We start from the raw sequence: 17818 nt of genomic DNA, 5'->3' as shown, positions 1-17818 counted from the left end.
AATTAAATTAAATTCATAAATTTGCATAGTAATTTGAATAATACGTAAAAAATGAAAAAATTTATATTAGACGAAATTGATCATCAAATATTAGATGTGTTAATTGAAAACGCAAGAACCCCTTTTACAGATATTGCTAAACAGTTATTAGTGTCTGCAGGTACAATTCACGTACGTGTTAAAAAAATGGAAGACGAAGGTATTATTCAAGGGTCTACACTTACCTTAAATTATGAAAAAATGGGCTATTCTTTTATAGCACATGTAGGTATATATCTAGAAAAAACATCTATGACTCAGAATGTTATTGAAGATTTAAGAAAGATACCCAATGTAACAGTAGCGTATGTTACTGCTGGCAAATACAATATTTTCTGTAAAGTTAGAGCTAAAGGTACTAATGATGCAAAGGATATTATTTATAGAATAGACGATGTTCCTGGAGTAAATAGAACAGAAACAATGATTGCTTTAGAAGAAAGCATCAATGATAAAAAGAGAATGATGCACGAAATTTTTCAACAACTGTAAGCTTCTTTTTTTTTATACTATATAAAATCCTTATCAATAATATGATAAGGATTTTTTTATGGATTCTGTATTTTTATCAATAACATTATTGATGTCATAATATTTTAGAGGTTTATATAAAAAGTGAATTGGAGAAAAGTTCACGAGATAATAATTTTGCTGGAATTTATAACTTTTAGGGTACGTGGTCATAGAAGAATCGAGTGATGGGTATTTAGATTTTTAAGTGATGTATCTTACATTTCCACAAGGCTACAAGTACTTTATTTATTTCCGCAATAAGCAATCCGAATCTGCTACTTTTATTTATTTGGTATTCTAACACAAATTATTAGTAGACCTTAAAATTTTAACATTTCTATATTTGTTGAATTATTAAAAAATACTATTTTTAGAACTTAAACGACTACTAATGAACAATAAACAAATCACCTTAAAAAATCGTCCAAAAGGAACTCCAGACAAAAACACTTGGCAATTCGAGGAAAACCCGGTTCCTGAGCTAGAAGAAGGAGAAATTTTAATACAGCAACATTACATTTCTTTAGATCCAGCAATGCGTGGTTGGATGAATGATACCAAATCTTATATTCCGCCTGTTGCTATAGATAGTGTTATGCGGGCAGGTTCTATTGGTAAGGTAATTAAAAACAAAAACAATCCTAATTTTCAAATAGGCGACTGTGTTTCTGGTTGGGGTGGCGTGCAGCAGTATATTGTTTCAAATGGAGAAGGTTGCTTTAAAGTAGATGAAAAAGTGGCTCCAATGCCAACTTTTCTCGGTACTTTAGGCATGCCTGGAATGACTGCTTATTTCGGAATTTTAGAAGTAGCAAAGATAAAAGAAGGAGATATTGTATTGGTTTCAGGCGCTGCAGGTGCTGTTGGTAGTATTGTTGGTCAGATTGCAAAAATTAAGGGGTGCAGAGTTATTGGTATTGCAGGTGGAAAAGAAAAATGCGATTATATTATAGATGAGTTGGGTTTTGATGCTGCTATAGATTATAAAACAGAAAATATTTACACCGCTTTAAAGCAGAAATGCCCAAGAGGAGTGGATGTTTATTTTGACAATGTTGGTGGTAAAATTCTAGATGCAGCTTTAAGTAAGTTGCGCATGAACGCAACTGTGGTGCTTTGCGGAGCAATTTCACAGTACAACAACAAAGCAAAAGTTACTGGCCCAAGTAATTACCTATCTTTATTAGTTACGCGTTCTACAATGAAAGGAATGGTGGTTATGGATTATGCTAAAGATTTTGGTAAAGCAGCAAGTCAGATGGCAATTTGGATGCAAGAAGGTAGGTTAAAGTCTCGAGAAGATATTTACGAAGGCATTGAGAATTTTCAAGAAACATATAATAGATTGTTTACGGGAGAGAAAAACGGAAAATTATTGTTAAAGGTTATAGAGTAGTGGAGTTAGAGCACTTTTTTCAATGTCCACATTGTTGGGAAGAAATCTCAATGATTTTAGACAGCAGTGTGCATCAACAAACGTATATAGAAGATTGCGAAGTCTGTTGCAATCCCATAGAAATTACGCCAATTTTTGAGGATGGTGAACTTGTTAGTTTTAACGCACAGTCAATAGATCAATAATATTTTATCTTTTTTGAAGCCATTTCCTGCTTTCCGCACTCGCTTTTTTTATTCAGAAAAAGAATAAAAAAGAGCTCAAACAATTGCTGCAATCAGGGCTAAGATTGTTTGCAAACTTTTTGTAATAATTAATAAAAGAACAGCCTATAAAAATGAAGCATAGGTTCCTATCTGTGTAAGAATGACAAAATCATAGATTCTCTAAAAGAATATTTAAAAAAAACATTGACTCTCTGAATTTTTACTTTGTGAATCTCTGCGAAACAATTTATCTACTCATGTGGGTTTTTCCAAGAAAAAGCTTTAAATAAGGCTATCCAATCTTCGGGAAAAGAAGCTTTTAAGATTAACTCTTCTTCTGTGAAAGGATGTTTAAATTCTAATTTTCCAGCATGTAAAAACATGTTTTTCCAACCAAAATTTTCTTCAAACATTACATCATGGTTTTTATCACCATATTTTGTGTCACCAATTAAAGGGTGACTTATTTTGTTAGAATGCACACGTAATTGATGCATTCTTCCCGTTTTTGGAGATAGTTCTACCAAACTATAACGAGAAGAATCGTATGGTTTTACAGGGATGTCTAGTGTAACTTGTTCTAACGTTTTTAAGTGTGTTAAGGCTTCTTTATGTACGTTTGCATCTCTACCTTTTACAGGAGAATCAATAACTTTTGTTTCCGGAGAAAAACCACGGACAACTCCATAGTAGGTTTTCTGAATTTCGTTAGCTGTAAACAAATCTTGAAACTTAGAAACATACTTCGTTTCCTTAGCTAGTAAAATAATGCCAGATGTTTTTCTGTCTAAGCGATGAATCGGGTAAAATTTTCCACCTATTTGTTCGTCTAGCAGTTGTAAAAGAGACTTCTCATCAGCAACATTTCTAGAATGATGCGCGTGATGTACGAGTACGTTATTGGGCTTTGCAACACAAATAATATACTCATCTTGGTAAATTACAGGGATTTCCATAAAAAAATTATAATAATTTTTGAAGTTGATACTCTAATTCAGAAACAGATATCTTTTCTTTAATAATACCACCGTTTCCATCTATTAAAACCATATAAGGAATTGATTTAATGCCATACATAGAAGAAATTCGGCCATAATCATCAAAAATATGATGCCAGCTTAACATATTGTCTTGTTCAATACCAGATTTCCAAGTTTCCCTGTTTTTATCTTCAGAAACCGTAAGAATTGTAAAACCTTTGTTTTTGTACTTATTATAGATTTCTCTAACTCTAGGCGTTACCATTCTACAAGGTCCGCACCAACTTGCCCAAAAATCTATTAACACTATTTTATTGCCTTTTATAATGGATTCTAAGGAAATTAACTCTCTGTTTAAGCCATCACCAGAAAACATAATAGCTGGTTTTCTGTATACTTTTTTAGCAGCTACTATTTTATTTTTTTCAGCCAATTCAGCATCAAAAATTTGTTGTTGCCTCGTAATTTCTTTATCTAAAAGAGTTTTTAAAATGGTTGATTTTGCAACTTCAGTATTACTTACAATGCTTTTAAGCTCTTCTAAATTAAAGTTTTGAGGTGTTAAAAAGAGCGTAGATGATAGAAGGTTATTTGCGTTGGCAATAATATAATCAGAATTTAAGATTTTAAGTTCAGAATTTATTTCTTCAATAGATTTTCGAAAATCTTTAGAGGTTATTTTTTTAACCATAAAAGAGTCTAATAAAGCTAATTTTTTGAAGCTTAGCTCTTTTTTTAAGGAATTAAATTTCTGTTGTTTCGTGTTTAATAAACCTCCTATAATGGTAATGTCGTTTTTGTCTACAAAAACAGAATACTTACTATTCTCTATAATTATTGGGTGTTTTTTAGTTTGATTTTGTACTTGTATTTTATAGTCTTTTGCAGAATCTACAAAACCGTTAAAGGTAAAAGAGTTCTTGTTAATTTTAGAAGAATCTATTTTTACATTTAGATCGTTAAGTAAATAAACGAGAGAAGAATTTGTGGTAGATAAAGTCCCATTTACGGAAAAACCACTTTTAATTACTTCTTTTTTAACATCGGTCTTACAAGAAGTAAGTGTAATGAAAACTAAACTTAAAAAAATAACTAGTTTACGCATAAAACATATTTATAAATTGATGTAACACCTAATAACCTCGCAAAATACTATTATTTGCTCAATTTATATATTGAAAAGAATTATTTTTAAGTGTTTCTTTTTAATTGTAGTTATTCATCCCGCGAAAGCGGAATCTATTCGTATTAGTTTTTTCTAAATTTTAGAAGTGTAATTAAAAGTAAAGAAATAGCACCGCAAACAAAAAAACCAATGAATAGAGGTAAAGCAGTAGTGGTAATGTAGCTGCCAATATAAGTGGCAATTGGCACTGCCATAATTGTAGAAACAAAACCATTTATTGCGGCTCCAACTCCAGCAATATGACCAATTGGTTCCATCGCTAATGCTCTGGTGTTACCAAATAGAAAACCAATAGAAAAAAATTGCAATCCAAAAAAGAGCAATAAAATATAAATACTAGGATTTGAATCTCCCCAGAAAAAGACAATATATAGTAGTGAAACTATTGTAAACATGGCTGTGAAAAAGAAAACTAATTTAAACATTCCTATTTTTACAACTAGTTTTCCGTTTAAAAAAGTAGCCAAACCAATACTTATAGCCAAGCCAGCAAAAATAAAAGGAAATTCTTCTTCTAAATTATATTGTTCTACAAAAATATGTTGACTAGCGCTTAGATACACCATAAATGAACCCGTTATAAAACCAGAAAATATGGTAAAAATTACCGCGTATTTATACTTTATAAATTCTTTAATACCATCTACAAAAAGTGCTAACCTAAATTTCTTTCTTTTTTCTATTTTTAAAGTTTCTGGTTGTCGTTTCCAAACCCAAAGCATAATGAAAACTCCTACAACTAACTGACTATAAAAAATAGATTTCCAACCGTAAGCATCTAGTAGTAACTTACCTAAAGCAGGTGCTATAACAGGTATTAATAGAAAAATAACGGTGATAAAAGACATCACTCTTGCCATATAGTTACCGTTAAAACGGTCCCTAACCATGGCGATGCTTATAGTTCTAGGTGCAGACAAACCAACTCCTTGTAAAAGTCGACCTACAATCATAGTATCTAAATCTGTAGCAAAAAGACAAATAAAACTAGCGAATACAAAAACTGTAAAACCGATATAAATAACAGGTTTTCTACCAAAACTATCAGATAATGGCCCGGAAACAAGTTGCCCAAAACCAATACCTAAAAAAATCATGGTAATAAATAGCTGATTGTTTTTTGGATCTGCAATATGAATAGTCTTGCTAATATCTGCAACAGCCGGCAACAAAGCGTCTATTGCAAAAGCAACTAACGACATTAATGAAGCCATTACAATAATAAATTCCGATTCTGATTTTTGTCTGATTTTCACGTATAGAAAATGTCTTTATTTAATTTTTTTAAGCTTGTATTTATTAAAGCAATGTAAAAAAAGAAGTTGTCTAAGAAGTAATATTACTTGTCATGCTGAACTTGTTTCAGCATCTTTACTTACTGAAGTTTCATCTTCCAAAGAATCTGAAATAAATTCAGATTGACAAAAAAATACTTTTTAGACAACCTATATTGTAATTGAATAAATTTTCTATTTATTCTCTCCCAATTTCATTTATTGTAGAATTATTTCCAATTCCTTTTGGGTTTTCACCCCATTTATTTGCACCAGAAACACTATCTGTACACAATATTACCAATAACCAAATAGAGCCAATTAAAGGTATTAGTGCAATTAAAAAGAACCAACCACTTTTTCCTGTATCATGTAATCTTCTTACAAGAACAGCTAAACTTGGTACTAAAACGGCCAAAGTATAAATATAACTTAATCCCCCTAATAAAGGCGACTCTAAAGCGATACCAATTCCAGCAAACACAAAAGTTATTACAATAGAAATTATTGCATTAAATAGTGTAAACATCCAAAATTCTTCTCTTCTTGCTCTACCGTTAAAATCTGCGTAATGTTCTTTTACTACTTTTAAATACCAATTCATATAATTTATTTTTGTTTTTTATTAAAGCTGCAAATGTAAGTTATTATTTAAAAAAGACCTCTCGATTTTAACTCTAAATACTTGTTTATTGTATCTCCCGTTAAGTTTTTTGGCTTTGTTAAAACAGATTGTATACCATACTTTTTAAGTTCTTTTACAATGCTTTTCTTTTCGTACATAAATTTTTCAGCAATAATACTGTCATAGACGTCTAAAACATCTTCTGATTTTGAGGTTGTTAATGCTTCTAAATCAGTGTTTTCAAAAAAGATAACTAGCACCAAATGGTTTTTTGCCAACGCTCTTAAATAGGGGAGTTGTCTCTTTAAACCATCCATAGTTTCGAAATTTGTATAAAGAATTAACAAGCTTCTTTGTGTAATTTTTCTTTTAACAACGGCATATAACGTACTAAAATCCGATTCTGAGAAATCTGTTTTTATGTTGTGTAAAGCTTCTGAAATTAAACTCATTTGAGAGTTCCTTTTCTCTGCAACTACCCAATCTTCCAACTTTGTTGAAAAAGACAACATACCTGCTTTGTCTTGCTTTCTTAAAATAATATTGCTAATGGCCAACGTAGAATTAATAGCATAATCTAACAGACTTAAATTATTGAAATGCATCTGCATAGCACGACCTTTATCAATAATAGAATATACAGGTTGCGATTTTTCTTCTACATACTGATTGATCATTAACTGACTTCTCTTTGCAGTGGCTTTCCAGTTTAAAGACCGAATATCATCACCCGAAACATATTCTTTAATCTGCTCAAACTCTAAAGAATGACCGATTCTTCGGACTTTCTTTGTCCCATAAGAAACCGCATCATTGTTAAAAGCTCTAAAATCGAATTCACGTAACTTCAAAAACGAAGGATAACATTTGAGCTCTTTTTGTTCTCCTAATACGTGTTTTTTAGTCGCTAATTGCAACGGAGAACTTGTGTATACATTAATATTTCCAAATAAATAAACGCCTCGTTCAGTTGGAGTTAAATCGTAATGAATTGTTTTTTCTTCTTTTTTTGATAAAATAATATTGAAGATAAAATCTCTTTTTTGAAACTGAAACGGAATTTCTTCTATGATAGAAAGATGTGTTTTAAACCCGTAAAAACTCTGCAATTGCATTGAAATTTTATTCTCATCGCCATTTGATAAGCGTTCTGGTAAATACCTGTTTACTGTAATTGCGTTCTTGGTGTTGTATAAAATAAAAATATCTACCAATACCAGCACCACTAAAATAAAAAGCAACATTTTAGCCACCACAAAAAAGAGAGGAATAAAAAATCCAACCACAAAAAGGGCGGCAATTCCGCCTAAAAGGTAGAAAAATCGGTTGTTTAAGAATAAAGTGTTGTAAAAATGTTTCAATGTTGTTTGCTATTAGCTTGTTGGCTTTTAGCTCTTAGCGAAACGCTAAAGGCTAAAGGAATATTTTTACCTCGGAATCTCTACTGCCTCAATAATTTGCTCTATAATTTGTTTGCTTGTTAAACCTTCCATTTCTCTTTCTGGAGTTACAATAACTCTGTGTTGCAAAACAGGAATGGTAGCTCTCTTAATATCTTCTGGTGTTACAAAATCTCTTCCTTCAATGGCAGCAAAAGCTTTAGATGCGCCTAAAATTGCAATACTTGCTCTTGGCGACGCTCCTAAATATAAAAAGGAGTTAGAGCGTGTATTCACCACAATATTGGCAATGTACTTGAGTAAATTCTCTTCAATTTTAATCTGATTGACTAAATTTCTAAACTCAACTATTTTAGCTCCAGTAATAACGGTTTCTATTTTACTCGCTTTTGTGGTGTTTTCTAACGCTTGCTCCTTTAAAAGAATTTGTAATTCCTCATCAGCATTCGGGTAATCGACATTAATTTTGAATAAAAAACGGTCTAATTGCGCTTCTGGTAAACGATAGGTTCCTTCTTGTTCTATAGGGTTTTGCGTTGCTAAAACCACAAAAGGCTCTTGTAGTTTAAAGGTTTGTCCGTCTATAGTAATTTGTTTTTCTTCCATCACTTCAAACAAAGCAGCTTGTGTTTTGGCAGGCGCTCTGTTTATTTCATCTATTAGAATCATGCTAGAAAAAATAGGTCCTTTTTTAAACTCAAATTCAGATGTTTTCACATTAAAAACAGAAGTTCCTAAAATATCCGAAGGCATTAAATCTGGTGTAAACTGAATTCTACTAAAACCGACATCAATAGTTCTTGCTAACAATTTTGCGGTAATGGTTTTGGCAACTCCAGGTACACCTTCAATTAAAACATGACCGTCTGCAAGCAGTGCAACAATCAATAAATCCATCATGTCTTTTTGACCGACAATTACTTTTTGTAATTCCTTTTTTATCTTAAAAACACTCTCTTGTAATTCAGATAAATCGATTCTATTTTCAAAAGAGATGTTCTCTTGTGGTTCTTCGTTATTTGGTATTTCCATATCTTAGTTATTTAAGAAATTTTCTATCATTTTATGCAATACAACTAATTCTTCTTCAAGACATTCTGTCTTTTTATTTAAAGTAATAATTGAATTTACTAAATACTTTGTTCTTTGCAAATCATTTCCAGATTTAGCGGCTAGTTTTTCTATGAAATCAGTATTTAAATTACTAGTATCTAAAAGGTATTTAGACCTTACTTTCTCTAAAAAGTAAGCTATTTTTTTATCAACTAAATTCTTATGATCTTGTTCTTTTAAATACAAATTGGCAATGGTTTGTGTAAATTCTACCGTCGAGTTTTTTAAAGGTTCTATAATAGGAATTGCACGTTGTTTTCTTCTTGCATTAAAAAGCATAAACAGTAATAACCCAATCAGGGAAACAAATAAAAACCACGTTAATGTAGGGTGTTCTAAAAAGAATTTAAACACATTAGAGTTGTCTTCTTTTTTATCTGCATGTTTGCTAGATTTTATATGTGTATCCCAAATAACGTCTGCATTTGGCAAATATGAAAATACATTTGCCATATATTCTTCATTATTGTTTAACAAATAATAATTAGTGAATGCAATTGGTTGAATGTGTAAATAGAAAGCGCCTTTTCCGTGATGGATTTTAATAAAGTTAGGTACTTTTTCTCCATCAACCTCAAAAGTTCCTAAAACACTAGTGGTATTTTCATCATATTGTAAAAAGTAGTTTCTTCTAATGTTTCTATCAAAAGAAAAAGAAGTTTTAGCAAAATTGTTGTTATTTAACTCAAAAGTTCCTTTTAACTTCTTTAAAGCCTTTACGGAATATACGTTTTTATCTAAATTATTAGTGGTAAATTTTAAAGAAGCTTGTAAGGTATCTCTAAAACTATTAAATGCTAAAAAGACATTATTTCCTTTAGAAACAAAGTCTAAAAGCGCTGTAGTAGCACTATTTGTATATTTATAACCACTGTACTTTATACAAACGTAATTGTGTTTTTTTAAGCTGTCAAAATCAGCATTAAATTCTAAATAATCATAAATATTTTCTTTGAGCAAGGTAACATCTTGGTCTTTAAAAAGGTTTTCTGCCTCATGATATGCAATATAATTGCCAAACGGACTTTTCTCTTTCTCTTTAAAGTTTTCGTTCCAATCCGTTTTATTGCAGCTTATGAAAGCGAATAAGAGCAGGAGCGGAGCGTACTTTTTAATATATTGAAGTATCATTATTTTAAAGACTTTTTAAAAGATTGATACTTGCTTTCTGCCAATTTAAAATTGGTTTCGTCTATCGGGAAATCTCCATACCAAACATAAGAATACACATACGACAAATATGAAAAATTGGTTCTTGTAGTGGTGTCTTCAATTTCAAAAAGGTACTCTGAGTTTGTTTTATCTTTATGATAATCAATAAGTTTCTTGTTTGATAATATTTTTAAAACCGACAAATAATAATAGCGAATTGCCAATCTGTATTCTTTAGAAAGAATCGCTTTTTGCAGTAAGCCTTCGATATCTGTTTCATGAATATCTTCGTCTTCATAAATTAACTTTTCGGCAACTTTCTTTTTAGACTTTTTAAAGTTCCAAAAATTAGAATCTGCACCTAAAATAGTTTTTAGAATAATAAAAATGATAATAGCTCCTAAAATAAACGGGAATATATGACTGATAAAATATATAATTGCACCAATAATAGCAGCACTTGTAGGAGAAGTTGGTTTTTTTTCTTCTTCCTCTTCAACATCTTCTTCTGTATACTGAAATTCTTTATCGTTGTACTTTTCTTTTAAATCTTCAGTAAAAACTCTTTTTTCAGCGTATTCTATAGATTTATTATAATGAATAGTCTCTTTTTCTAAAAAAACAAGGCTGTCATTTTTTACCTGAGAGAACCCCACAGTTATATAAAAAAACAATAAAAGGATCAGGCTTTTTCTCATGAACGCAAATTGTATTTATTAGCTACCTTAAAAGGAAAAACCAAATAATAATAACTTATAGAAATAAGACTAAAGCCAATAATAGCAAAACATACAATGGTAGGCATTATATTAGAATATCGTGTAATATACCCTTCTAAAAATGCTGCGGCTAAGGTAAACGGAATGGTGCTTATAAAAATATAAAACGCCGCTTTTACCCCAATTTTAAAAGATTCGAAACGTTTGTAAGCGCCCGGAAACAAGATGCTTGCGCCAATAATATAACCAGCAGCAGCTTCTATAATCATTCCGAAAATTTCGTAAGTTCCATGAATCCAGATTCCTTTTAAACTATCAAAAAAACTATTATTCTGATAAAAGAAAGCCTGAAAAACCGCCACCATAATGGCATTATAAACCACATAAAACCCAGTGCCAATTCCTAAAAACAGGCCAGATAAAAACATATTTAAACCTACACGTTGGTTGTTATCGTATATACCAATAAAAGTTCCCCAATTGCTTCCGCCTTTATAGATGGCCATGGCATCGCCACTTTCTATGTTTTCTAAGGTTTTTTCTACATAACTATCACCCAAAATTTGTCGTGCAAAAGAAGCATCATTCAATGTAGATAATAATCCGATGAAAAAACAGGCAAAAAAGACGATAAACGATAAGTAAATGAGTTTTCTGTATTGGTAGGCGAGTAGTGGTACTTTATCAAAAAAGAAATATAAAAACACATTTCTATTACGCCTTTTTGAGTGGTATACCTTATCAAAGCTAGATTTTGCCAACTTATTTAAATACTCTGTAACCTTACTTTTAGGGTAATACGTTTGCGCATATACCAAATCATTCATGATCTGAATATGCAGGTTGGCTATGTCGTCCGGACTTTTTTTCTCTTTATTTGAAAAACCTTGTTCAAATTCGAGCCATTTTTCTTTATTTTGCTTTATAAAAGCGACCTCTCTCATTCAGAGCGAATTTAACCATTGCATGAAAAGACTCCAAATAAAAACAGCACAAAATGTCAACATCAATTTTACCCTTGCAAATGTGGGGCAAAGGCTCTTTGCGTTTGGTATAGATAACATTTTAAAATTTGCTTATATCTATTTTGCTATTAAAATGTTAGACTTTAAAATGTTTGAAACCGCGGTAGAAGGAGATTCTTGGTCTTTACGTGCCATCGATATTATGATTTTTTTACCCGTTACTTTTTATTCTTTGTATACAGAGATTTTGTTAGGCGGACAAACAGTGGGTAAAAAACTATTGCATTTAAAAGTAATCAATATTGAGGGTTTTAAACCCTCTACAACCGATTTTGTAATCCGATGGTTTTTAAGAGTCGTAGATTTTAACCTTTTTACCTTATTATTTGTTTATGTGGCGTCTTTAGGGTTAGACGGTGAAGTTGTTTTATTAATGCTGCTATTTTTCTTCGGAAAAATGATTGGTTTCTTTTTGATATTATTCACCAAAAACCAACAACGTTTTGGGGATATCATAGCCAATACTGTTGTTATTTACCTAAAGGATAATGTAAAGTTTTCTGAAACTATTTTAGAAAATATTTCAAATACGTACATGCCAACGTATCCGAATGTGATTAAATTGTCTGACAATGATGCCCGTATTATTAAAAGTACGTTTCAAAATGCACTTAAATTTAACGATTACAAAACACTCATTAAACTACGATCTAAGGTACTAGAAGTTACGGGTATTAAATCTGTACATAATAGTGATAAAGAGTTTATAGATATTGTTTTAAAGGATTATAATTTCTATACGCAGAATATGTAAATGATAGTTAAACCTAACAAAAATCATGTTTTGACTGCTGCTAATTTTTTAATTTTATCGAATTCTTTAAAAGATTTCACTTTTAAGAATTTAGATCCTTATTCTTGCTGATGCTGTAAAGTATTTGTGATAAGAATTATTTAATTTTAAAAATAATACTGTATGCAAACAAAAATATCACACTTAAGTGATTTAAAATTTAACTTAGAAACCTGGAGGAGAGAATTGCGTTTTCATTTTAATGAAATGGATACGTTTGAAGAACAATTGGAAGAAATTGCTGCAAGAAAGTATAACAAAAATGCTGCTATACAAATAGAGCAATTTCAAAATCGAATTCTGTTAGAGAAAGATGCCATCGCCAAATTAAAGCATCGTTGTAAGAATAAAATGGCTATTTTAAATAAGTTGAATTTCTGTGAGGATGTTGATGCAAGGTATAGAAGTGAACATAGACCTTTAATGAAGGATATGCGCACGTATATTAAAATGCATTATGAATTGAAAGAGGAAATGATGGCGTTTTTCTTAAATTGGTTGGAATAGCGTTTTAGTCTTTTATTTTATAAAGTAAGTAGGATCTTCTTTTTTCTTTATAAAAAACCTATTTAACATAATATAAATTATAATACACTTTATAACAATTAGCGAAATAGCGCTTTTGGCCAATATTTAACATAATTGCAGATATAATGTCTTTAGACTTATATCGATAGTAATTATGTTAAGCTAATTGTGGGTTCATTAGAATAATATAAATTCGTCAACAAGTGTTTTTTAGAATTTCGTAGAATCGTGTAATTGATATAAAGCTATAAATTTTTTGTAATAAGCTATTATCAAAACCAACATTGTCAGTTCGAGTGATTTCGATTTTTCATCGAAATTGTATCGAGAACTTTTTTTAGTAAATTATAAATTTCTCTGGATTAAAAAACTTTTCCTATTCACTGCAATATATCTTGGTGGTGAGTAAAAGTCAAATTCTATGCACTTGTTCTATTTTGAAATTAGAATTTACCTTTTTTGGTTGTGTTTATATTATTATGTTAAATACAAGACAATTCTGAAGTTTAATAAAACCTAGATTTTTGCTATTTTAAAAATTTATCCACTGGATTAATTCTTTAAAATAATATGTTAAATAGATAATAACATTGTTACTATTAATCTTTAATTATTTTCTTTTTATCCTTGATGAAAAGAGAAATCGACTTTTTAGGAGATTCACGAACACTTAAGAATATAAACGTGTGAGCTAAACAAAAAAATCAAGACTTACATATAATTTTGGAAACTATAACGGTTCATTCGCTATATTTTAGACTATTTAACGTTAAGAAAATGTACCCAAAGTACATTTTTAGTTAAATACGATTTGAAACTAACATTTAGTAAAGTGTTGTATCCAAATACAATCATCCACTGGATCATTGTATTTGGATAGCCTAAAATATTTACGCTCACTTCACCTTATTGTTTTACCAAAATTTTATGAGGCCAAGGTCATTATTAGAATTCTCCTTTTTAGATAAAATTCAGAATAAATAAGCAAAATAAAACTTTACTTACTAACCCAACGTTCTGTCTTATATAGCTTAGAGGCTATAAATGCACCAATTAAGAGACCAATCCAAGCAAATAGTATCGCCAAAAAGCCTGTAGACCATTCTCCTAAACCTGTATTAACAGTTGCTATCCAAAATATGCCAATAGTAGCCCAAGCTGTTACAGTTGCACTTATAAAAATAGCTTTAGTAGTGTTGCCAAAAGCTTTCGCGCAAAGCCAAAAAATGAAAACCAATATAATGGTTAACAGCGTATCCCATAAGGTCCAGATAACCATATTCTTAAGTGCCATTTCCCCTATTACCATTTTACCCTCAAAAAAGGATTGCATTCTAGGGAATACTAATAAAACAGCACGTAAAACTTCTGAAATATTTATCCAAATACTGGTTATTAGTGTGATTACAATAAACTGTTTTAAATTAAAATCGGTTTTCATTTTTATCTTTTTATTTATTTAATATTTTTTTATACCAATCTACAATACCTTCCCCAATTTCGTGTGGATGTGATTCTTGTAGATAATGCTTTCCTTCACCTAAATCTACTGCGGTAACATTTTTCCATGTTTCAGCTATATGCTCACCTAATTTTCGGTTAATTATGAGTCCTGGTTCTGCATAAAAGAGCAACTTAGGAACGTCTGAATTTTTGTGGTATTCATTATATGAATTAACAATGTCTGTAGTGAATTTTGGAACACCATCAAACGAAATTTGACCTGGCCACATAAACAGTGGTTTACGGCTATTTTCTTCCAAATAAGGAGCTCGGTAATGGTCCATTTCTTCTTTAGTTAATTCTCTGCCTGCCATCATAGGTAGCATAGTTTCAATAAAGAAGTTGTTTTTAACGATCATTTCATGTCCTTCTACAGGGTCACGGAATTTTTTGAATAGTGTTTCAGTCTCTTTAGTCGTATTTTTCCAATAAGAAACTTGAACCATAGCTTCAAAAAACACTATTCCTTTTACATTTTCTCTATGCTGATTGGCATAATTGAAACCTAAACCAGAACCCCAATCTTGTATTACTAGAATGACGTTTTTTAGCCCTAACTTTTCAACAAATGCATCTAAATAAGCAATGTGATCTTTTAATGTGTAGTCTATATCTGGCTTGTCAGATTTGCCCATTCCAATAAGATCTGGAACAACTACACGACCTAACGGACTTACATGCGGAATGATGTTTCGCCATAAATAACTTGATGTAGGATTACCGTGTATGAGTAAAAAAGTATGTTCTGAATTTTTATCTCCTTCATCTACATAATGCATTTTAGAATCTAATACTTCTTGAAATTTAGATTCAAAAGGAAACGCTGCTGATATTTGTTTTTTGTTAGTCATATTTTTTATTTTTGAAATTTTGAAATTGAATTTTTGCGGTTTAAAACTCTTCCTGCTTTTCTAATTTCCTTCAGTTTTTCTCGTTTTGTTTTATCCCATTTTTCCGTACCTGCACTATATCCATAAGCACAAATTTTAGTTGCATTTTCAAATAGAAATTCTTCCTGCTCTTTTGGGTAAATATTTCCTATTTCTCTAAGCGTCCAACCTACTCCTTTCTCTACATAATAAGCGTTGTCAGAAATTAAAGGTGTTACCAAATCTATAAGTACCTGAAAAGGTAAATAGTGCTTTCTATGTGCGCTATAATAAAGTAAACCTACTATACTTTGCCTTCTATGCCATGGGTTTTTAGAAGTATTCCATTTTTTATACGTTGGCAAAATTAGTGCTGCATCATATTCTACTAATTGCGCATATATTTTTGAAATACTATCACTTGTTTCCCAACGATTAATTTTGTCTTGCCATACTTTAATCGTTGACCAAGAGACAAGCATTTCTTCTTTGTTTTTAATATGCTCCTCCAAGAAATACAAACAAAACATTTCTGCTCTATACACTTTTGTGTTCGTCCAGATATAATTCCATATCTCTAGTTGTTCACTAAAAGTTAAAAGGCTAAAACTAAAGCCGGCATTAAAAGCTTTCCTTTGTAAAGGAACGGTTTCACCTGCTTTAGAAGTGATTGTTTCTATTTCTTGAAGGTAGTTTTGCATTTCTGTTCTAAAAATTTTGAACTGTTGGGCGAATTATTAATTCATTAACTTAAAGATTCTCTAATAGATTCCTTTCCACTAAATAACTCATATGTTTTGCCTTTTGTAGAGTTATTTTCTAGACAATACGTAATTACATGAGCGACATCTTCTCTTGGAATGACTAACTCTTTAAAATTATCAGATCTATTAGTTCTAATTAAACCCGTTCCTTTTTCATTGATTAAACTACCAGGTTGTAAAATCGTATACGCTAAACCACTTTCTAATAAATAATAATCGGCAAAATACTTCGCTACTAAATATGGTTTTAAGTCAGATACAAACTCGTTAGGATCACCAGCACCCAGACCACTTACCATAATAAAATGCTGTATATCATTTTTTATAGCATAATCAACAGCCTTTTTGGCTGCCCATAAATCTATTAAAAGTGTTTTATCGTAACCTGTATTACCTCCAGAACCAGCACTAAATACTACTTTATCGCAATCCTTAAAAGCGTGTTCAAAATCGTTTTCAAGGTCTCCAACTACAATTTCTGCACCTAGTTTTTCAAGTTCTTGCCCCTTCTGTTCATTACGAACCAAGGCAACTACAGAATTTTCTTCTTGGAGCAATTTTTCAACAAGCATTTTGCCTATTTGCCCACTTGCTCCTATAACTAATGTTTTTTTCATAATATATTTTATATCATTAAAATTCCTGTACCGTAGGACGAATTACTAATTCATTAATATCTACATCATCTGGTTGCTCAATAGCATAAGCCACTGCTTTAGCAATAGAAATTGCAGGAATAGCATCTTTATATACTTGTTGAACATACTGAGATGTAGCCTCGTCTGAGCTTCCTAATTGCAATTCAGAATCTATTAGACCTGGTGTAAGTATGGTGGTTCTAATGTCTTTACCTACTTCTTTTCGTAAGCCTTCACTAATCGCTCTTACTGCAAATTTAGTCCCACTATACACAGCTCCACCTGGGCTCACATTTAATCCGGCTACGGAAGCAAGATTTATAAAATGACCTGATTTTTGTTTCTGAAATTCTGGTAATGCAGCTGCAATTCCGTATAATACTCCTTTGATATTTACGTCAATCATGCTATCCCATTCGTCTACTTTAAGTGCAGCTAATGGTGCTAATGGCATAATGCCCGCATTATTTATCATTACATCAATTTTACCAAAACTGTCAATTGCTTTTTTAACCAATGCCTTTACATCATTAGCTTTGGTAACGTCTGTTTTTAGTACTTCAATTGCTCCTCCGTTTTTTCTTATTTCATCAGCAATTACTTCTAATTTATTTAGTCTACGAGCACCTAAAACTATTTTGGCTCCTTTTTCTGCTAAAAAACGTGCTGTAGCTTCTCCTAATCCACTACTTCCTCCTGTAATTACTACTACTTTACCTTCTATATTATTTTTCATCGTATTTGATTTTAAGTTTTTATTAATTTGTTTTTCCTATTACTAATTTTGAAAATGGTATTCCCGTAACTTTTACACTTCCAATTATGAAGACAATTGCTAATACTAAATCCATTCCCGTAGTGTATATCATTTCTTGTGGCACATCCCCAACCGTTGTGGCATAGGATACTAGAAATACGTTAAATAAGCGCACAAAACCATTCCAAAGGATTATGGGTGCTCTTGTGTTTACTTCTTGTATCGCCCATATTAGTGATGCTCCCGCGAAGATTATAAAAGCACCTGCTACCGAATTGGTTATTAAGGCTTCGCCCGTTTTACTAGAGATTGCTTGTACAATCATCATAATACCTATT

The 17818-nt window shown here is 31.1% G+C and carries 20 protein-coding genes; 5 read left to right on the top strand and 15 right to left on the bottom strand.

The annotated features are described in order from the left end of the window. Positions 1-51 precede the first annotated feature (51 nt). From MPF19_RS14350 to MPF19_RS14340, 3 genes are all read left to right on the top strand, one after another. Positions 52-531 carry an Lrp/AsnC family transcriptional regulator gene (locus tag MPF19_RS14350; protein ID WP_203392458.1) on the top strand — a complete coding sequence of 160 codons (480 nt, stop codon included), beginning with the start codon at positions 52-54 and terminating at the stop codon, positions 529-531. Positions 532-943: 412 nt separating this feature from the next. After that, the gene (locus MPF19_RS14345; RefSeq protein WP_249988779.1) at positions 944-1948 is read left to right on the top strand and encodes an NADP-dependent oxidoreductase; all 1005 of its coding nucleotides are present in this window, start codon (positions 944-946) and stop codon (positions 1946-1948) included. Next, positions 1948-2133 (top strand): CPXCG motif-containing cysteine-rich protein, encoded by a 186-nt coding sequence (locus MPF19_RS14340; protein ID WP_249988778.1) that lies wholly within the window; start codon positions 1948-1950, stop codon positions 2131-2133. The genes MPF19_RS14345 and MPF19_RS14340 overlap by 1 nt, the downstream gene beginning before the upstream one ends. A 272-nt stretch (positions 2134-2405) precedes the next feature. Here the strand turns inward: MPF19_RS14340 and MPF19_RS14335 are convergent, their stop codons facing one another. From MPF19_RS14335 to MPF19_RS14295, 9 genes are all read right to left on the bottom strand, one after another. Further along, positions 2406-3110 carry a pseudouridine synthase gene (locus MPF19_RS14335; protein ID WP_249988777.1) on the bottom strand — a complete coding sequence of 235 codons (705 nt, stop codon included), beginning with the start codon at positions 3108-3110 and terminating at the stop codon, positions 2406-2408. Between the two features lie 7 nt (positions 3111-3117). Next, positions 3118-4239 (bottom strand): TlpA disulfide reductase family protein, encoded by a 1122-nt coding sequence (locus tag MPF19_RS14330; protein ID WP_249988776.1) that lies wholly within the window; start codon positions 4237-4239, stop codon positions 3118-3120. Positions 4240-4382: 143 nt separating this feature from the next. Next, positions 4383-5576: a multidrug effflux MFS transporter gene (locus tag MPF19_RS14325; protein ID WP_249988775.1), complete on the bottom strand. Its 1194-nt coding sequence runs from the start codon at positions 5574-5576 to the stop codon at positions 4383-4385. Positions 5577-5793: 217 nt separating this feature from the next. Then, the gene (locus tag MPF19_RS14320; protein ID WP_203392464.1) at positions 5794-6198 is read right to left on the bottom strand and encodes a DUF805 domain-containing protein; all 405 of its coding nucleotides are present in this window, start codon (positions 6196-6198) and stop codon (positions 5794-5796) included. Between the two features lie 47 nt (positions 6199-6245). Next, entirely contained in the window at positions 6246-7580 is a 1335-nt protein-coding gene (locus MPF19_RS14315) for a DUF58 domain-containing protein (RefSeq protein ID WP_249988774.1), read from the bottom strand. Between the two features lie 66 nt (positions 7581-7646). Next, positions 7647-8651: an AAA family ATPase gene (locus tag MPF19_RS14310; protein ID WP_249988773.1), complete on the bottom strand. Its 1005-nt coding sequence runs from the start codon at positions 8649-8651 to the stop codon at positions 7647-7649. A 3-nt stretch (positions 8652-8654) separates the two neighbouring features. Beyond that, the gene (locus tag MPF19_RS14305; RefSeq protein ID WP_249988772.1) at positions 8655-9863 is read right to left on the bottom strand and encodes a DUF4350 domain-containing protein; all 1209 of its coding nucleotides are present in this window, start codon (positions 9861-9863) and stop codon (positions 8655-8657) included. Beyond that, complete coding sequence (locus MPF19_RS14300; protein WP_249988771.1) at positions 9863-10582, bottom strand: hypothetical protein; 720 nt, start codon at positions 10580-10582, stop codon at positions 9863-9865. The genes MPF19_RS14305 and MPF19_RS14300 overlap by 1 nt, the downstream gene beginning before the upstream one ends. Beyond that, positions 10579-11547: a stage II sporulation protein M gene (locus MPF19_RS14295; protein ID WP_249988770.1), complete on the bottom strand. Its 969-nt coding sequence runs from the start codon at positions 11545-11547 to the stop codon at positions 10579-10581. Before MPF19_RS14295 ends, MPF19_RS14300 begins: the two co-directional genes overlap by 4 nt. Before the next feature lie 22 nt (positions 11548-11569). On the opposite strand from MPF19_RS14295, the gene MPF19_RS14290 reads away from it, so the two are divergent. Both MPF19_RS14290 and MPF19_RS14285 read left to right on the top strand, forming a co-directional pair. Beyond that, on the top strand, positions 11570-12382 hold the full coding sequence (locus MPF19_RS14290; RefSeq protein ID WP_249988769.1) for an RDD family protein: 813 nt from the start codon (positions 11570-11572) through the stop codon (positions 12380-12382). Positions 12383-12544: 162 nt separating this feature from the next. Beyond that, positions 12545-12928, top strand: coding sequence for a hypothetical protein (locus MPF19_RS14285; protein WP_203392470.1), 384 nt, complete (start codon positions 12545-12547; stop codon positions 12926-12928). A gap of 1018 nt (positions 12929-13946) precedes the next feature. Here the strand turns inward: MPF19_RS14285 and MPF19_RS14280 are convergent. The 6 genes from MPF19_RS14280 to MPF19_RS14255 are packed head-to-tail and all read right to left on the bottom strand — an operon-like array spanning position 13947 to position 17808. Continuing rightward, a complete protein-coding gene (locus MPF19_RS14280; protein WP_249988768.1) occupies positions 13947-14390 on the bottom strand; it encodes a hypothetical protein in 444 nt (147 codons plus the stop codon). A 10-nt stretch (positions 14391-14400) separates the two neighbouring features. Next, positions 14401-15303, bottom strand: a complete 903-nt coding sequence (locus MPF19_RS14275) for a haloalkane dehalogenase (protein WP_249988767.1) — start codon at positions 15301-15303, stop codon at positions 14401-14403. Positions 15304-15308: 5 nt separating this feature from the next. Then, on the bottom strand, positions 15309-16022 hold the full coding sequence (locus MPF19_RS14270; protein ID WP_249988766.1) for a DNA alkylation repair protein: 714 nt from the start codon (positions 16020-16022) through the stop codon (positions 15309-15311). Positions 16023-16066: 44 nt separating this feature from the next. Then, complete coding sequence (locus MPF19_RS14265; protein ID WP_249988765.1) at positions 16067-16702, bottom strand: SDR family oxidoreductase; 636 nt, start codon at positions 16700-16702, stop codon at positions 16067-16069. Between the two features lie 16 nt (positions 16703-16718). Further along, positions 16719-17459 (bottom strand): SDR family oxidoreductase, encoded by a 741-nt coding sequence (locus MPF19_RS14260; protein WP_249988764.1) that lies wholly within the window; start codon positions 17457-17459, stop codon positions 16719-16721. Between the two features lie 22 nt (positions 17460-17481). Further along, positions 17482-17808, bottom strand: a complete 327-nt coding sequence (locus MPF19_RS14255; RefSeq protein WP_249988763.1) for a hypothetical protein — start codon at positions 17806-17808, stop codon at positions 17482-17484. Positions 17809-17818: the final 10 nt, after the last annotated feature.

The organism is Polaribacter sp. Z014 (genome assembly GCF_023555435.1).
GTDB lineage: Bacteria > Bacteroidota > Bacteroidia > Flavobacteriales > Flavobacteriaceae > Polaribacter.
The sequence above is the reverse complement of the archived record's forward strand: the minus strand, read 5'-3'. Positions and strand labels throughout refer to the sequence as shown.

What these genes read in the sequence shown, in the direction of transcription:
- MPF19_RS14350 (WP_203392458.1), top strand. Translation starts at nt 52, where the DNA reads ATGAAAAAATTTATATTAGACGAAATTGATCATCAAATATTAGATGTG.
- MPF19_RS14345 (WP_249988779.1), top strand. Translation starts at nt 944, where the DNA reads ATGAACAATAAACAAATCACCTTAAAAAATCGTCCAAAAGGAACTCCA.
- MPF19_RS14335 (WP_249988777.1), bottom strand. Translation starts at nt 3,110, where the DNA reads ATGGAAATCCCTGTAATTTACCAAGATGAGTATATTATTTGTGTTGCA.
- MPF19_RS14330 (WP_249988776.1), bottom strand. Translation starts at nt 4,239, where the DNA reads ATGCGTAAACTAGTTATTTTTTTAAGTTTAGTTTTCATTACACTTACT.
- MPF19_RS14320 (WP_203392464.1), bottom strand. Translation starts at nt 6,198, where the DNA reads ATGAATTGGTATTTAAAAGTAGTAAAAGAACATTACGCAGATTTTAAC.
- MPF19_RS14310 (WP_249988773.1), bottom strand. Translation starts at nt 8,651, where the DNA reads ATGGAAATACCAAATAACGAAGAACCACAAGAGAACATCTCTTTTGAA.
- MPF19_RS14305 (WP_249988772.1), bottom strand. Translation starts at nt 9,863, where the DNA reads ATGATACTTCAATATATTAAAAAGTACGCTCCGCTCCTGCTCTTATTC.
- MPF19_RS14300 (WP_249988771.1), bottom strand. Translation starts at nt 10,582, where the DNA reads ATGAGAAAAAGCCTGATCCTTTTATTGTTTTTTTATATAACTGTGGGG.
- MPF19_RS14295 (WP_249988770.1), bottom strand. Translation starts at nt 11,547, where the DNA reads ATGAGAGAGGTCGCTTTTATAAAGCAAAATAAAGAAAAATGGCTCGAA.
- MPF19_RS14290 (WP_249988769.1), top strand. Translation starts at nt 11,570, where the DNA reads ATGAAAAGACTCCAAATAAAAACAGCACAAAATGTCAACATCAATTTT.
- MPF19_RS14285 (WP_203392470.1), top strand. Translation starts at nt 12,545, where the DNA reads ATGCAAACAAAAATATCACACTTAAGTGATTTAAAATTTAACTTAGAA.
- MPF19_RS14280 (WP_249988768.1), bottom strand. Translation starts at nt 14,390, where the DNA reads ATGAAAACCGATTTTAATTTAAAACAGTTTATTGTAATCACACTAATA.
- MPF19_RS14275 (WP_249988767.1), bottom strand. Translation starts at nt 15,303, where the DNA reads ATGACTAACAAAAAACAAATATCAGCAGCGTTTCCTTTTGAATCTAAA.
- MPF19_RS14270 (WP_249988766.1), bottom strand. Translation starts at nt 16,022, where the DNA reads ATGCAAAACTACCTTCAAGAAATAGAAACAATCACTTCTAAAGCAGGT.
- MPF19_RS14265 (WP_249988765.1), bottom strand. Translation starts at nt 16,702, where the DNA reads ATGAAAAAAACATTAGTTATAGGAGCAAGTGGGCAAATAGGCAAAATG.
- MPF19_RS14260 (WP_249988764.1), bottom strand. Translation starts at nt 17,459, where the DNA reads ATGAAAAATAATATAGAAGGTAAAGTAGTAGTAATTACAGGAGGAAGT.
- MPF19_RS14255 (WP_249988763.1), bottom strand. Translation starts at nt 17,808, where the DNA reads ATGATGATTGTACAAGCAATCTCTAGTAAAACGGGCGAAGCCTTAATA.